This is a genomic window from Mesorhizobium sp. INR15, from assembly GCF_015500075.1.
Classification (GTDB): Bacteria; Pseudomonadota; Alphaproteobacteria; order Rhizobiales; family Rhizobiaceae; genus Mesorhizobium.
Genome location: NZ_CP045497.1, coordinates 174,146 through 188,373, shown reverse-complemented (window position 1 = coordinate 188,373; position 14,228 = coordinate 174,146). Strand labels below are relative to the sequence as shown.

The 14,228-nt window shown below is 57.3% G+C and carries 15 protein-coding genes and 1 pseudogene; 11 read left to right on the top strand and 5 right to left on the bottom strand.

Annotated features, from left to right (window positions below; all coding sequences use genetic code 11):
- Window positions 1-32: 32 nt before the first annotated feature.
- The gene (locus GA829_RS33235; RefSeq protein WP_195180057.1) at window positions 33-1,058 is read right to left on the bottom strand and encodes a nuclear transport factor 2 family protein; all 1,026 of its coding nucleotides are present in this window, start codon (window positions 1,056-1,058) and stop codon (window positions 33-35) included.
- A 176-nt stretch (window positions 1,059-1,234) separates the two neighbouring features.
- Here GA829_RS33235 and GA829_RS33230 point away from each other — a divergent pair, with 176 nt between their 5' ends.
- The 5 genes from GA829_RS33230 to GA829_RS33210 all read left to right on the top strand — a co-directional run bounded on the left by GA829_RS33230 (window position 1,235) and on the right by GA829_RS33210 (window position 5,967).
- The gene (locus tag GA829_RS33230) at window positions 1,235-2,470 is read left to right on the top strand and encodes an ABC transporter substrate-binding protein (RefSeq protein WP_195180056.1); all 1,236 of its coding nucleotides are present in this window, start codon (window positions 1,235-1,237) and stop codon (window positions 2,468-2,470) included.
- Window positions 2,471-2,534: 64 nt separating this feature from the next.
- On the top strand, window positions 2,535-3,566 hold the full coding sequence (locus tag GA829_RS33225) for a carbohydrate ABC transporter permease (protein ID WP_195180055.1): 1,032 nt from the start codon (window positions 2,535-2,537) through the stop codon (window positions 3,564-3,566).
- A gap of 3 nt (window positions 3,567-3,569) precedes the next feature.
- Window positions 3,570-4,451 (top strand): carbohydrate ABC transporter permease, encoded by an 882-nt coding sequence (locus tag GA829_RS33220; RefSeq protein ID WP_195180054.1) that lies wholly within the window; start codon window positions 3,570-3,572, stop codon window positions 4,449-4,451.
- 35 nt (window positions 4,452-4,486) lie between these two features.
- Window positions 4,487-4,984 carry an ester cyclase gene (locus tag GA829_RS33215; protein ID WP_195180053.1) on the top strand — a complete coding sequence of 166 codons (498 nt, stop codon included), beginning with the start codon at window positions 4,487-4,489 and terminating at the stop codon, window positions 4,982-4,984.
- 8 nt (window positions 4,985-4,992) lie between these two features.
- Complete coding sequence (locus tag GA829_RS33210) at window positions 4,993-5,967, top strand: nuclear transport factor 2 family protein (protein WP_195180052.1); 975 nt, start codon at window positions 4,993-4,995, stop codon at window positions 5,965-5,967.
- A gap of 506 nt (window positions 5,968-6,473) precedes the next feature.
- On the opposite strand, the gene GA829_RS33205 is transcribed toward GA829_RS33210, so the two are convergent.
- The 3 genes from GA829_RS33205 to GA829_RS33195 form a co-directional block, all read right to left on the bottom strand.
- Window positions 6,474-7,148 (bottom strand): amino acid ABC transporter permease, encoded by a 675-nt coding sequence (locus GA829_RS33205; protein WP_195180051.1) that lies wholly within the window; start codon window positions 7,146-7,148, stop codon window positions 6,474-6,476.
- A 62-nt stretch (window positions 7,149-7,210) separates the two neighbouring features.
- Window positions 7,211-7,993, bottom strand: a complete 783-nt coding sequence (locus tag GA829_RS33200; protein WP_258052408.1) for an ABC transporter substrate-binding protein — start codon at window positions 7,991-7,993, stop codon at window positions 7,211-7,213.
- A 30-nt stretch (window positions 7,994-8,023) separates the two neighbouring features.
- Window positions 8,024-8,785 carry a GntR family transcriptional regulator gene (locus GA829_RS33195; protein WP_258052428.1) on the bottom strand — a complete coding sequence of 254 codons (762 nt, stop codon included), beginning with the start codon at window positions 8,783-8,785 and terminating at the stop codon, window positions 8,024-8,026.
- A 122-nt stretch (window positions 8,786-8,907) separates the two neighbouring features.
- Here GA829_RS33195 and kynU point away from each other — a divergent pair, with 122 nt between their 5' ends.
- Window positions 8,908-10,116: a kynureninase gene (kynU, locus tag GA829_RS33190; protein ID WP_258052427.1), complete on the top strand. Its 1,209-nt coding sequence runs from the start codon at window positions 8,908-8,910 to the stop codon at window positions 10,114-10,116.
- The gene (locus tag GA829_RS33185) at window positions 10,113-10,874 is read left to right on the top strand and encodes an SDR family NAD(P)-dependent oxidoreductase (protein ID WP_258052407.1); all 762 of its coding nucleotides are present in this window, start codon (window positions 10,113-10,115) and stop codon (window positions 10,872-10,874) included. Before kynU ends, GA829_RS33185 begins: the two co-directional genes overlap by 4 nt.
- Window positions 10,875-10,887: 13 nt before the next feature.
- Here GA829_RS33185 and GA829_RS33180 read toward each other — a convergent pair whose 3' ends face one another.
- Window positions 10,888-11,646 (bottom strand): N-acyl homoserine lactonase family protein, encoded by a 759-nt coding sequence (locus GA829_RS33180; protein WP_258052406.1) that lies wholly within the window; start codon window positions 11,644-11,646, stop codon window positions 10,888-10,890.
- Between the two features lie 45 nt (window positions 11,647-11,691).
- On the opposite strand from GA829_RS33180, the gene GA829_RS33175 reads away from it, so the two are divergent.
- From GA829_RS33175 to tnpB, 4 genes and pseudogenes are all read left to right on the top strand, one after another.
- Window positions 11,692-12,831: a pyridoxal phosphate-dependent aminotransferase gene (locus GA829_RS33175; protein ID WP_195180048.1), complete on the top strand. Its 1,140-nt coding sequence runs from the start codon at window positions 11,692-11,694 to the stop codon at window positions 12,829-12,831.
- 166 nt (window positions 12,832-12,997) lie between these two features.
- Window positions 12,998-13,305: pseudogene (locus GA829_RS37675) on the top strand (IS5/IS1182 family transposase); the annotation flags it as partial.
- Window positions 13,306-13,402: 97 nt separating this feature from the next.
- A complete protein-coding gene (tnpA, locus tag GA829_RS33165; RefSeq protein ID WP_195180047.1) occupies window positions 13,403-13,822 on the top strand; it encodes an IS66-like element accessory protein TnpA in 420 nt (139 codons plus the stop codon).
- Window positions 13,819-14,163 (top strand): IS66 family insertion sequence element accessory protein TnpB, encoded by a 345-nt coding sequence (gene tnpB / locus GA829_RS33160; RefSeq protein WP_195180046.1) that lies wholly within the window; start codon window positions 13,819-13,821, stop codon window positions 14,161-14,163. Before tnpA ends, tnpB begins: the two co-directional genes overlap by 4 nt.
- The last annotated feature ends 65 nt before the right edge of the window (window positions 14,164-14,228 follow it).

Below are 14,228 nucleotides of genomic sequence, written 5' to 3'. Positions count from 1 at the left end.
CCGAAGACCCCAGCCTACCGACACACGCCCGCTCATCCTTCAAATGACGGATTTGCGAGTTCTCCCATTCTTGCGAGAACATCGAGGCCCTGCATATTTAGGTAGTGAAGAATGTCGATGAATATCCAGTTCTCTGACAACTTGCCGTTCTCTTCGCGGTAGAGATCGACGACGCGCATGTCGGCCGGATTGGGACTGGCGGTCATTCCCATGTAGCCTCCAGCGTTGGAAAGCGTCAAATTCGCCCAACCGAAGAAGCCGCCGAAATGTCCTTCCGCCATGCGGCAAAGATGGCCGTTGAATCGATAGCCTTTTGAAAGCGCGATCCTGAATGGTCCGGAATGTTGGCGGATGTAGCGGCGGATGGTGTAAGTCGCGCCAATGCCGGCCGGCCCCCACCAGATCATGTCGTCGTTCCAGGTTCGCGCGAGTTCCTCCGCATAACCCTCTATGCCGCGGCTACGGTCGGTGGAGCCCATGTCCTGCAGCATCGCATTGATCGCCCGTAAGGTCGCTTGGCCTGTATCGGGTTCCTGCGAGCCGTACATCAAGCCCTCATGCGTTGCCGGCCCAGGTTGCACCAGATGCGCACCCGTTTCAGGCGGGAACGGATTCTGGCCCGCCTGGATCATCACCTGGGGGATGTCGAAGAACATCGCGGTTTCGAGGATGCGTCCATCTTCCACGCGGTTAAACTCGACATAGCGCATCATCGATATCTTGCCAGATGGGCGGATTCCCAGCCACGGCTTGTCGAACAGTCCCATCAGGTGTCCCATGGACACGACCCAGACCGACTTGAAATCATCTATCTGGTTCAGTCCTGCCATGAAAATGTCAGGGCGACGCTGCAAGCGAGTCATCGCTGTCAGGTACGGCGACCAGAAGGCCTTCGCGACGGCAGCTGCGCCGCGCTGCTCATGGAACGGATGCATCCCCCGCCAATGCCAGTCATCGGCGGTATGGCGCTCCAAAGCTTGGGCGATAGTCTCCGCTGAGGCATCGGCAATTGCCCTGTGGTGTTCCCTTACGAGGTTCTTCGCCGCCTGAAAATCCATCACTTGTCCGCTCCTTTATCTCTGCGGGTGAGATCGTATAGTCAAATTTGCAAACGTATGCAATTAGGGTTTGCAAACGTATGCGAATAATGTTTTGTTGCCTTCAGCGGCCTTGACATGAAACCGTTGATCACGATCGGAACGCCGGCCGCAGGGAACAAATAGGAGATTTCCCCATGAAGCGTCTGTTAGCCGTTTCGGCTGTATATGCGGCTCTGCTGACATCGAATGCCTTTGCCGACTGTGGTATCTCGGCGGGCTCGGTGAATATTCTCGCGAACGACTTCAAATCTATTCGCACGGTGGTTTCCACCGCCGAGGAATGCGCCAGCGCCGACGTCAAGATCACCAAGAACCACAACAAGCAGTTTGCTGATCTCATGGTAGCGGCCCTGACCGCAAGTCCCGCGAAATACTCCGTCGTGGTCGTGGCGAACGGATCGATCAGCCCGCTGCTGTCTGCCGATCTCGTCCGCCCCCTTGACGATCTCGTTGCCAAGTACGGGCAGCAATTAAAGCCGAACCAGCTCATCAAGATCGGCGGCAAAACGATGGCGATCGCCTTCATGGCCAACGCGCAACATTTCTTCTATCGAGAGAGCGTGTTGAAGGAGGCTGGCGTCGAGGTTCCGAAAACGTACGAAGAAGTTTTGGCCGCTGCGAAGACGATCCACGACAAGGGCATCATGAAGCAGCCCTTGGCGATGTCCTTCCTCCCCGACTGGGATATCGCTGAAGAATTCCTCGATCTTTACTATGGCGGCTTGGGTGGTACCCTTTTCGAAGAGGGTAGCGCGCGGCCTGCAATCGACATGGCGAAGGCAACCCAGACCCTGAATTTGATGAAGGAGATGGTCCCCTATATCGGGCCGGATTACCTGACCTATGATTCGGACGTCTTCCGTCCGAAATGGAATGCGGGACAAGTCGCGATGATGAATATGTGGGGATCGAGCGCCGCCCAGGTATTGCCCGGCCAAAGCCCCACACCCGAGATCGCCAAGGATACGCGGCTGGCAGCGGCTCCCACATTTGGCGGCGGCGCCACGCCGGCGACCATGGTCTGGTGGGACGGTTTCACCATCGCAAAGAATATTTCCGACGCTGATGCGGAGGCATCTTTCCGAGCAATGCTGCACGGTATCTCGCCCGAAATGGTCAAGAAGCATCCCACCGATTCCGTCTGGCTGATCGAAGGATACAAGCCAACGGACAACGCCGAAGGAATTGTGGCATCGATAAAGGGCGGCGCGCCAGGCTATCCGGCAGTCCCCTATATGGATCTTCTGCACAACGCGCTGGGCGTTGAAATTGGCAAGTTCATCCAAGGCAAGGAGAGCGCCGAGCAGGCAATCTCGGATGCGCAGAAGGCATATACGACCGCCGCGAGTTCGGCGGGCTTCATAAACTAAAGTCGACGTAGCTCAAATGGTGTGCCGCCCAGAAGGGCGGCATACCGGGTCGAAGAGGATCAGGATGCCTCACAGGACGTTTTTCACTTTCATGCTTCCCTCCATGGCGGCGATGCTTCTGTTTATTGCAATACCGATATTCTCGTCGGCATTTCAATCGTTCTATGTGGAAAATCCGCGTGTTCTCGTTCAGACTGAAGCCTGCGACCCATTCGGGGGATGCAAGACCGAAACGAGAGTGGACGCGCAGGCGACGCTAAAACTGAACCAAGCCAATCCGATGGGGCGGTTCAACGGCCTAGCCACTTACACGAATTCCGCCCATCTCGCTTTCGCTGATATTGCGGAGATTTGGCATTCGTCGAGCGGTTGGGGCAACGCAATCGCAAGAATCGCCGACCTCCACTTCTACAGAGCCCTCACTTTCACGCTCGCATACACATTCGTCGTCACGCCGCTTTCCCTTTGGCTGGGGCTTCTGATCGCGCTGGCGCTGAACGCACTGCCCCAGCAGCTGCGTGGGGTGATCACCTACTTCACTTTGCTACCAATGCTTGTTCCAGCTTTTCTCGGTGCGCTGGTGCTGTTTTGGATGATCGACGCCCGTGGGCTGATTGGCGCGGCGCTGATCTACATGACGGGAAATCCGGATCTGTCCCTGAAGGCCTCGACGACGCTGAGCTGGCTTGTCCTATTCTTCCACGGCGCTTGGAATTCGGCCCCTTTCGTCTTCATCGTATTCTATGCCGCCTTGCAGACGGTTCCTCAGGATACGTTGGAATCTGCAATCGTCGACGGTGCCTCACGCTGGCAACGCCTGCGTTTCGTAGTCTTTCCACATCTCAGGCCTATCGCTATCTTCCTTACCCTGGTCCTGATCATGGACAATGTTCGCGTTTTCGAATCAATCGTCGCCTTCTCGGCTACGGCCCAGGCGTCGTCGCTTTCCACCCTCATATTCAAGGATCTCGTCAACGGCAGCACACCACTCTACGGATCGGCCGCTGCCACTTCCATGCTGACCATTGTTTGCATCGCCATACTGATGACCCCTTCCATGATCCGCTCCTGGTTCACCTTCAGGGCGAAGGGATAAAAGATGTCCTCTCGCGCCCTCAGACCCTCCCGCCCGCTGGTGATTTTGGCCAGTGCCTTCATACTCGTTTGGATCCTCTGCGCGGCCTTCCCTTTCATCTGGACGATCTGGGGTAGTTTCAAGCTCGAAGCGGATTTCTTCTCGTATGGCGGCTGGAAGGACGCTTTGTTGGGGCCGCATACGCTGGCTTTTAGCGGGCACTCCTATACATTCCAGAATTATCGTGACCTATGGATCGATCAACAGTTCTGGCGACCTGCCATCAATTCGGTCATCGTTACGGTCACTGTGACGGTAATCTCTCTGACCTTCGGCACGCTGGGCGGCTACGCGCTTGCCCGTTCAACCAGCCGCTACGCTTTCTGGATCCTGATCGCGGCTCTCATCTTCCGGGCAATGCCCGGGCTCTCGCTGATCTCAGGCTATTTGTTTCCGTTCTTCAAATTGAATCTTTGGGGGCGGTTGCCCACCGCCGCAATTGTTCTCGTGGCTCTGAACCAGCCGTTTACGCTCTGGCTGTTGCATTCATTCTTTCTCACGGTTCCGCGCGATCTGGACGAGGCCGCGCTTGTCGACGGATGCTCCCGGTTCCAAGCGTTCCGTCTAGCCATCATGCCGGTCATGTGGCCAGGCGTGGTCACGACCGGCATCTTCAGCTTCCTGGTCGGCTACAGTGACTATGTCGTGTGCACCCTGCTCCTGCCCGAAAGCAACCAGACCATGGTTCCGGCAACCGCTGCCTTTCTTGGCAGTGAGCAACACGCAGGCAAGCTGATGTTCGCTGTCGCGGCGACAGTTTCCATGATCGTTCCGCTCCTGATCCTTATTCTTGCGTTCCAGCGTCGCATCGTCGACGGGCTGACAGCCGGGGCCGTCAAAGGTTAATACACCTCATCTCATCGCAGCGCAGGAGTTAACACATGGCAACAACAGAAGAACATGCCGCCCGGTCCACCGAGACGTTGCGCATTGTGCGCGATATGGAAGATGGACTTGGACGTGCCTACAACGAAACTCAGCTTCACTTCCACGAGGACTTCACCTGGCGCGGCAATGTCGGGTGCGGCATCAAACACGGACTTCAGGAGTTCCGAAAGAACTGGCAGCTCCCGATCCGCGCAGCGTTCAAGGACCGGGTTTACAAAACCGAGAAGTTCATCGCCGACGGCGATTGGGCGGCATGTTTTGGCATCCTGGAGGCAACACACCATGGCAGGTTCATGGGTATCCCGGCGACTGGAAAACGGGTCCGTATTCCCTATATGGATTTTTGGCACGTCAAGGACGGCCGCATCAAGGACAATCCAGTCTTCGTGGACTTCGCGTCCGTTCTGCTGCAACTCGGTCGGGACGTCTTTGATGGCGAGGGATGGGAAGCCTACGACTCCGGTGAACGACCGGCACCTGAACCAATTTGAGAATCGCAATGAAGAACTTTGATCCCAAGTTTCGAGACTTCCCAGACTACATACTGAAAATCACGGAGGAGATATGGGAGGGGCGGAAACTAACCACGCTCTACGACTATTATGCGCCAGACGTCATCATGCGCATGCCTTCCGGAATCGTTCGCGGCAACGAGGCTGTGATTGATGGCACCCTCGCTACCATCGCGGAATTCCCCGACCGCGAACTCCTTGGTGAAGACGTCATATGGAGTGGTGATGATGAAGCCGGATACCTATCATCGCACCGGATCGTCAGCTCTGGAACTCACACCGGGTACGGCATCTACGGGCCGCCGACTGGCAAGCGCATGACGATCCGTGCGATCGCGGACTGCGCAGCCAAGTCGAACGCGATCTACGACGAATGGCTCGTTCGTGACGGATCCGGACTGCTTCTTCAGCTTGGATTAGACCCGGTCGATTTCGTGCGGCGGCAGATCGCATCCGAAGGTGGCTCGGAAAGAGCCAACCGGCCCTTCTCTCCGGACAACGACATCAAGGGACGATATGCTGCCAGAGGCAACGACAATGAATGGGGTAACAAGCTAGCGGATTTACTCACCACCATAATGAACAAAGACCTTAGTGTGATTGCCAAGACGTACGATCGCGCCGTTCGCTCGGAACACCCTGGGCTTCGCGGTGGCTGGGGTCGCAGTTTTGCCGAGACGGAATGGATGAGGTTGCGTTGCGCTTTCCCTTCTTCGCACTTCGAGGTCCATCATGTCATCGGCCGCGAAGACCCCAATCAGCCTCCGCGCGCTGCGGTCCGGTGGAGTATGACCGGACGCCATGAAGGGACCGGCGCCTTCGGGCCACCTACCGGCGCCATGGTCCATGTGATGGGAATCACCCACGCGGAGTGGGGACCTTGGGGGCTGCGGCGTGAATTCACCCTTTTCGACGAGACGGCTATATGGAAGCAGATTCTGATCGATGCGGGTGACGCCTAACCCGCCATTCGGCGGGAGGGTCGTTTATTAAGCGGCAGCTAAAATCGTCTGTTTTCAAAGCGGAACTCGTTCCGCATCGGTCGAGTGGTATTTCAAAACAAAATCGCGGTGACGAGGTTGAGAGCGCTCGCCCGGCGACCGACTCGCTGGAGGATCTGAGGAAGGCGCTTTCGGAGCGGATACTGGACTCCGAACCTCCGAACTGAAAGATCATATCGACAAAGAGTCGGCGACGCTCGCAGTGTTTTTTTCAGCCGCATCAAACCCTTCCACTACACGGTGATGCACCGTCAGGCAGTCATTATCCGTGCCCCAGCCAAAAACCGGGCTTGCCGGTGAGGCCGGGACGCCGCGGCACGATGAAGAACGACCACAAGCCTATTGGCACCACCGCCCTGTTCGTTCAACATCCTCGGCGGCTCGGCGATCAGCAGCATCATGCCGACGAAGCCACGAACGCAAGCGCGAATGGCCCCTCACCGCGCTCGTGTGTGTGTGATAATATTTTAGCGACCAGCGGATCGGTAGCGCCACTCAAGAAATGAGACGAGCCGTACCAGCGGCCATAGTACGATCAAGTACATTAGGGCAGCAGCGATGAGCGGTGTCGGGTTCGCGGTAAGTGCCTGAGCGTCCGTGGCCTGCTTCAGCAAGTCAGGCATTGCCACGACGGATGCCAGGGAAGTGTCCTTGGCGATGGCGACCGCATTACTGGTGAGGGGTGGTATTGCGATACGGAACGCTTGTGGCAGGATAATTTTATAGATCGTAACCCAAAACGGCATGCCAAGGGCCAGTGAAGCTTCGAACTGCCCACTGTGGATCGATTGGATGGCTGCTCGCAGCACCTCACAGGTGAACGATGAGAATACGAGGCCAAGGGCTATTGTCGCTGCTAAGAATGCGTTCAGGCGTAGTCCTAAAAACGGCAACGCATAGTAGATCAGGATCAGCACGACAAGAATCGGCAGCGATCGAAAAATGTCCACGTAGAGGATCGCGAGTATTCGCAGCCAACGCGGGCCATATAGACGCGCGAGGCAAAGAGCAACGCCGACAATGCTACCACCAACGATCGTAGAAACCGCGAGCATTACGGTGTTGGTGACGCCTTTCAAGAGCATAGGAAGAACGCGGACAAAAACCTCCGGGTTCAGGAATGTTTCTAGGAAACCCGGCATTCGAAGTCCTGTCTGCTAAAAAAGGGCGGAGGCGGAGTTAGGGCTACGCCTCCGGTCCAAATCTATTTCACATGCGGCAAATCGAGTACCTTTACCGTCGACGTTTCTGGATCAGCGGGTACCCCAAGCCATTTCACGTGAAGTTTCGCAAGGGTGCCGTCCTCCTTGAGGGCAGTGACAGCGTCGTTCACACGCTCCAAGTTCTTTGAATTCTTTGGGAGCATGATCGCAAAGCGGTCGCCGGTCGCGATGCGCTCAAGCACATGCAGGCTTGGAATTTTCTGGAAGGCATACTGGAAGCCCGCGATATCGCCGACAGCGCCGTCCAGGCGGCCGGTCTGGACATCCAGCAACAGGTTCTGCTGTTCGGGATATCCCCGGATATCGCTAAAGCCGATCTTGTCCTTGTTCTGGTTCGCCCACTTTTCCGCGATCGACGACGAGAGCACGCCAACAGTCTTGCCCTTCATGTCGCCCATCGTTTTGACGGCGCTGTCCTGGGTTGAGATCAGCGCAAGATCGCTGTCATAATAGCCCTGCGTAAACGCCTGGCTCTGAAGCCGTTCATCGGTGATGGTGATCGTAGAAATCGCCATGTCGATACGCCCGGAGCTGGCGGCGGCAAACAGCGCCTGGAAGCCCAGGTCTTGAAATTCAATATCGGCACCGAGGCGTTTGCCGATCTCCTTGACGAGGTCCACCTCGAATCCTTCGAACTGGCTCTGCTCATTCTTGAATTCCCAAGGCGGATTAGACGGATAGGCACCTACTTGAAGGGTGTCGGCTCGTGCGGGAACAGCGACCATCACCAGTACCCCAAGCGCGGCTGTCAAAATTCTATTCACTTCTTTCCTCCCGTTGATTTCCTGGTCTGCTCACGCGGCAGTCGTGAAGGCCTTCCCATTAGGGAGGCGTCTTGCAATCTCGCGATGGAGTTGCAACGCAAGTTGTATGTGCCGACGCAGAAGCGTCACCGCACGCTGCGTATCTCTGTCGAGGGTAGCACTCATGATATCGCTGTGTGGAGCGAGAGCGAGCACATCCCTGAGCATACCTTCTGTTTCAACGTCGTGGTGATGCGGTCGCTCGGGATTGACCGCATCAGGGTGAAACAGCAGGGCCTGATAGTGGCGCTGCAACTGCTCCAGTGTCTGTTCTTGGTAGGACTTTAACCACGAGGAGCCAGCGGCCGCCGTAAGACTGCGGTGAAAGCCGTCGTGCGTCTCGATCCAGCGCAATCGTATCTCAACGTCGTCGCTTCCGATCGGCATCGGACATCGTGACAGCTGGTAGTGTGACGCAACTATCCGCGCTTCCCAGTCAGTGTCGCCGCGCTCGATCGCATCCTTCAGCAGAGCGCATTCGATTGCCTCGCGGGCTTGACCGAGATCCTCGAGTTCGGCGAGCGATACGGGTGCGACGGTATAGCCCCTGTTGGGGGCAAGAACGACCATCCGCTTTTCTTCAAGGCGCGAAAGGGCTTCCCGCAACGGCGTCGCGCCAAATCCATAACGTTCCTGCAGCGCGGCCATTCGCAGAGGGCGTCCTGGGGCCAGGAGCCCGCTGATAATATCTTGCCGCAGCGCCTCAAAAGCACTCTCGGTTTTCAACACAACAGCGGGCGTGCCACTTTCCATAACATTTGCCATATTACATATAATCCTTGAAATCCAGTATAATCTTGATATGACTCGATTACATTTTTCAATCTCGCGAGGGGCACGTCTTGGCATTTCGATCACAGCACACGTGCGATGAACTGGATAGAAACGACGTCTTGGCGGGCTTTCGTGCCCGCTTCAGGCTCCCCGATGACGAAAATGTCGTCTACCTCGACGGCAATTCCCTGGGTCCGCTCCCCGCCTCGGTTCCCATGCGAATGCGGGAAGCCGTTGAGGTGGAATGGGGCCGCTCCCTTGTGCGCGGTTGGAACGATGCGGGGTGGATTGATCTCCCGGCGCGCGCTGCCGGCAAGATTGCGCGTCTCATCGGCGCGCCGGCGGACAGCGTCGCGGTTTGCGATTCGACGTCGGTCAATCTTTTCAAGGTGCTCGCGGCTGCTCTGTCGCTGCGGCCGGAGCGCAAGGTGGTGATCACCGATGTGGCCAATTTCCCGACCGATCTTTATGTGGCGGATGGCCTAGCCCGGCTTCTTGATCGCGGTTATGAAATAAAGCCGGTACAGTTCGACCAGATCGAAGCCGCGATCGACGATACGGTCGCGGCTTTTATGTTGACCGAGGTTGATTATCGGACTGGCCGCATGCATGACATGGGTGCGATGACGGCGCACGCCCACGCCTGCGGGGCTTTGGCGATCTGGGACCTGGCTCACAGCGCGGGAGCATTTCCGGTCGACTTGACCGGCGCAAGGGCGGATTTCGCCATTGGCTGCGGGTACAAATATCTGAATGGCGGGCCCGGTGCCCCGGCCTTTCTTTTCGTGGCCGAGAAGCACCTGCCGGAGATTGCGCCTGCGATTGCAGGATGGATGGGCCATTTGGAACCATTCGCCTTCAGTCCCGGTTTTGTTCCCGCCGATGGCATTGCCCGCATGACATCAGGAACGCCTCCTATCCTCTCGCTAGTAGCGTTTGACGCTGCCCTCGACGCCTTCGACGGAGTTGACCTGGCTAGCCTTCGCGTTAAGTCACAGCAATTGTGCGACTACTTCATCGCTGCGGTCGAGGCAAATTGCGAAGGCCTTGAACTCGCGACGCCCCGCGATGCGGGTGTTCGCGGAAGCCAGGTCTCATTCCGCCATCCCGAGGGCTATGCAATTGTTCAAGCGCTCATAGCGCGCGGCGTCATCGGTGATTTCCGAGCCCCCGACATCATGCGCTTCGGCTTTGCCCCGCTTTATCTCCGTTTTGCCGATATCCACCACGCGGCAGAACAGATCGGAGATGTCATCAAGACAGGAAGTTGGGATGAGCCGCGTTTCAAACAGAAGGCAAAGGTCACATGAAGATGGTGCAACCTTCGGAAGCCGCAACTGCAATTGTTACCGGCGCTGCCGGGGGCATGGGACGGGCGATCGTCGCAGAGCTGGTCGGGAGAGGATATCGTGTTGCTGGTTTCGACATCGATCTGCCGGGCCTTGACCACGTAAAGGAGCAGGTAGAAAGCCGAGGGGGAAATTTCCAGCCTATCGGTTGCGACCTGACGGATCCACAAGCCATCGCTTCGGCTTTCGAACAGGTTGATCGCGAAATGGGAGAGATTGCGGCGCTCGTCAATAATGCCGGAACCTGCTTCATGGGCGAGTTTCCTGACATTACCGGAGACGAACTCGACCGTCAGATGACGATCAACTTCAATGGAGCTTTTCATTGCTGCCAGCAGGCGGTACGGCGCATGCGATCGCAGCCAGGCGTCAAGAAGATCGTGAACATCTCCTCCAACGGCGCCTACAATTTTGATGTTTTCGACCCGCCACACTATCGCGCCAGCAAAGCAGCGCTCGATACGCTGACAAAGGACCTTGCAAGGCGCTATGCGCGCGAACAAATCAGCGTCAATTCGATAGCACCGGCCATGACCGAGACGCCGCTGTTCGGGGTTCTTTCAAAGAGCGTACTGGACAAGGCCATCGCAGCCATGCCGCATGGTCGCGCCATGCGGCCCGAGGAAGTCGCTGCGTGGGTCGGATTCCTGATTTCACCTGCCGGCGACATTGCTAGCGGCAATGTCATCATTCTCAATCAGGGCCGCGACGTCCGATAAGCAGACTGCCCCGTCAGTCGTAGAATTGGGGTGCCTTGCGCAAGGTCGGCCATTGTTCGGGAGAGTGTCCATAGATGACGAAAGCATTGCAAGATTTTGCTATCCTAAGAATTCGCTCGGCACTTTCAATCGCCATTTCCTCGTTCCAGGATCCTGCGAAGCGCCCTTCGATTTCGGCCGGACGCGATATGGCGTCAGCGGTTAGCAGAACCTGTCCCGTGTTCGGTAGACTGACCAGCAATGACAGATGCCCAGGGCTATGGCCAGGCGTCGTGAGCAAGCGTACGCCGGGGAACAAGTCAAGGTCTTTCGACACAACGATCGTTTCGACATCTGGCCACTCAAGAGGTTGCCCCCCTTTCCAGTATAGGGGTCGAGGAAGACTGCGTTCCTCAGCCCCAATAACCAGGGGCGCACGTGGAAAGTCCGCGATGCCGCCAACGTGGTCGATATGCGTATGCGTCATCACGAGGCAATCGATATCGGCTGGCGAGAGACCGATGCACGCCAGCTGGCCAGCAGGAAGGTTAGCCTCGGTCAGCGCTATAACCTCACCGAAATCACCGAGGTTGTCTTCTTCGGAGGCCTTGGCGATGTCATAGGCATATTTGGCCGGGAACCCTGTATCTACCAGAATGCGTCGCCCCGTCCTTGTCTCAATCAGGTATCCACAAATGCCGATAACGCGACCATTGGAATGGACTTTGAACAATCCGAAGTCCAATACGAATAGCTTTACTGGAGAATCATACATGTATTGTGGCAATATCAAGATTTATACCCTCACAGTAAAAGAGACAATATTTGGCATGATAGCATGAAAGTAGAAATACACAAGCTTTTTGAGTATCTTCTGGACACGACCGTTCATAAACCCGAAGCAGTCCTAGGGCTGTCGCTAGCGAGCCCCCCCAAGCTCGGTGCCTTCTTGGATGATCTTGATCCCGAAATGCCGCTGGACTGGAACAACAGATCGTTTCAGGGTCTGCCGGAACTCAGAGCGCACGTTCTGCGAGAAGCAGGGCTGACAGATGCCTGCGCGGTTGATGATGTCTTGATCACTGCGGGTGCCGCAGAGGCGAACTATCTGGTGATGCGTCAATTGCTGCAGCCAGGTGACGAGTTCGTCATCGAAACGCCTGGCTGGCCACAGGCCGCCGTCATGGCCAAGGCGCTGGAAGTCTCCACTCGGACGCTCTCCCGAGCCGAGGCGGATGGCTGGCGCTTCCCGATGGACCAACTCCGCGATGCCGTCTCATCGCGAACGAAGCTTATTTTCCTCACAAATCCCAACAATCCGACCGGACAGTTGCTATCCGCGGCTGAGCTTTGTGAAATTGCTTCGATCGCTTCACACCATGGCGCCTACCTTGTCGTTGACGAGGTCTACGCCGGTCTTGAATGGGAGGGCGAACGCCGCCCATCCATCGCCGGCATCTATGAACGCGGCATCACCACGGGTAGTGTCTCCAAGGCCTTGGGTTTGCAGGGCCTTCGGACAGGTTGGCTGGTCTGCCGCGACCGCGATGTGGTGCTTGACGCTGTTATCCTTCGCGAGAACTCAAGCGAAATCATGAATATCATGGGCGAGGTAATCGCCGAGATCGCCATGCGGCCAGAACGGTACTCCACCGCCATCGCGTCGGCGCGTCGCGAAGGATCGGCAAATCTGGAACGACTAGACCAGTTCATCGAGGCACAACCCTTCCTTTCCTGGATCCGCCCGCAGGGAGGCCTAATCGGCCTCGCAAGATTGCATCTGGCACTCGATGGGGAACAATTTGCTAGGAAATTGCTCGCGGCACCCTACCGGACGTTCCTCATCCCGGGCACTGCCTATGATGAGCCAGCCCACATTCGCCTAGGGGTCGGCGGCGGAGAGCTCGTCAGGTTCGACGTCGGTCTTGAACGTTTATCATCGCTTCTTGAAGCCCTAAGCTCGACTTTGTACGTTTAGGTGGCGAAGCACAGGGCTTGCGATGAAGCGACCCATTTGTCCAGCCGTAGAGTATGGTAAGGCTGGTTTTATCGTTTGATTGTCAAAAGTGAGCGTTGGTGCACGAATAAGATTTCAACGATTTTTGCTTATTCGGCTGAGATCCCACCAGCTTGAATGAACCAGCATGCCACACAAACATAACGCCGACCGCCGTCATCGCATCGGTAAAATGAAGTTCAAAGTGACGAACTGGGCGGAATATGAGGCCGGCCTTTGCCGCCGTGGCAGTTTGACCGTTTGGGTCACGCCGGAAGCTCTTATCGGTTGGGCCGCCCCGCGTCGCAAGACGCGTGGTGGCCAGCCGCGCTACTTTGAACCTGGAAGCCATCTGGCAGAAGCAACCACCGACAGCATGTGGCGGGCAGCTCCATTCATGTTTTGGGCGACAGCACCGAGCTGAAGATCTATGGCGCCGGCAAATGGCTGGTGGAAAATTTGCGACACAACCGTAAGCGCCAATCCGCCCCCGTGTTTCGCTGATCGATGAAGGCGGCGACACTCTCGTGATGATTCTTCACGGGAGGTTTGTTTGCAGTCTGCACCCAAGTCCAGACTTGATACGTTTGCAGTCATCGAGGCGGTAGCGAGCCGGCTTGACGAGAGTCCGCCGTTGCTGCGCCGCCGTTGGTCTGCCGAGGCGAAAGCGCGGATTCTGGAAGCGGCGCTGGCGCCAGGCGCGAATGTCTCGGCGGTGGCGAGGACGCATGACGTGAGCCCGCAGCAGGTGTTCGCCTGGCGACGCAAGGCGATCCGCTCCGGCGAGCTTGTTGTCCTGACGCGCGGGTCGGAGCCAGTGGCGCAGAGCTTCGCACCGGTGGAAGTCACGCGCGAGCATGGCGCTCGCGCGGTCGGTCTGGAAATCGTCATTGGCGATGCGACGATCCGGGTGGGAAGCGATGTTGCTCCAGCCCTTCTGACGGAGGCGATCCGCGCCGTGCGGTCGGCATGATCCCCACGGGAGCCAAGATCTATGTGGCGACGCGTCCGGTCGACTTCAGGAAAGGTCCCGACGGTTTGGCTGCACTGGTGCGCGACACCGGTGCCGATCCGTTCTCCGGCGCGCTTTACGTCTTCCGGGCAAAACGCGCTGACCGCGTGAAGATCGTATGGTGGGACGGGTCTGGCCTTTGCCTGTTCGCCAAGCGGCTGGATGAGGACAAGTTCCGCTGGCCACGGATCGAGAACGGCGTGATCCGGCTCGCCGCGCCGCAGTTGATGGCGCTCATCGAGGGCATGGACTGGACGCGCGTTCGGGCCGAGCTAAAACGGCGCCCGACCTCGGTCGGATAGGCCGTGGCGAAGTGACTCAGGCGGCAGAAACCGGACCCAAAATTGGGTAAAATGTGCTTCTGTCG

Coding starts and splice junctions, on each gene's coding strand:
- GA829_RS33175 (WP_195180048.1), top strand. CDS start 11,692: ATGAAAGTAGAAATACACAAGCTTTTTGAGTATCTTCTGGACACGACC.
- GA829_RS33185 (WP_258052407.1), top strand. CDS start 10,113: ATGAAGATGGTGCAACCTTCGGAAGCCGCAACTGCAATTGTTACCGGC.
- GA829_RS33210 (WP_195180052.1), top strand. CDS start 4,993: ATGAAGAACTTTGATCCCAAGTTTCGAGACTTCCCAGACTACATACTG.
- GA829_RS33230 (WP_195180056.1), top strand. CDS start 1,235: ATGAAGCGTCTGTTAGCCGTTTCGGCTGTATATGCGGCTCTGCTGACA.
- GA829_RS33195 (WP_258052428.1), bottom strand. CDS start 8,785: ATGGAAAGTGGCACGCCCGCTGTTGTGTTGAAAACCGAGAGTGCTTTT.
- GA829_RS33235 (WP_195180057.1), bottom strand. CDS start 1,058: ATGGATTTTCAGGCGGCGAAGAACCTCGTAAGGGAACACCACAGGGCA.
- GA829_RS33220 (WP_195180054.1), top strand. CDS start 3,570: ATGTCCTCTCGCGCCCTCAGACCCTCCCGCCCGCTGGTGATTTTGGCC.
- GA829_RS33215 (WP_195180053.1), top strand. CDS start 4,487: ATGGCAACAACAGAAGAACATGCCGCCCGGTCCACCGAGACGTTGCGC.
- tnpB (WP_195180046.1), top strand. CDS start 13,819: ATGATCCCCACGGGAGCCAAGATCTATGTGGCGACGCGTCCGGTCGAC.
- GA829_RS33225 (WP_195180055.1), top strand. CDS start 2,535: ATGCCTCACAGGACGTTTTTCACTTTCATGCTTCCCTCCATGGCGGCG.
- GA829_RS33205 (WP_195180051.1), bottom strand. CDS start 7,148: ATGCCGGGTTTCCTAGAAACATTCCTGAACCCGGAGGTTTTTGTCCGC.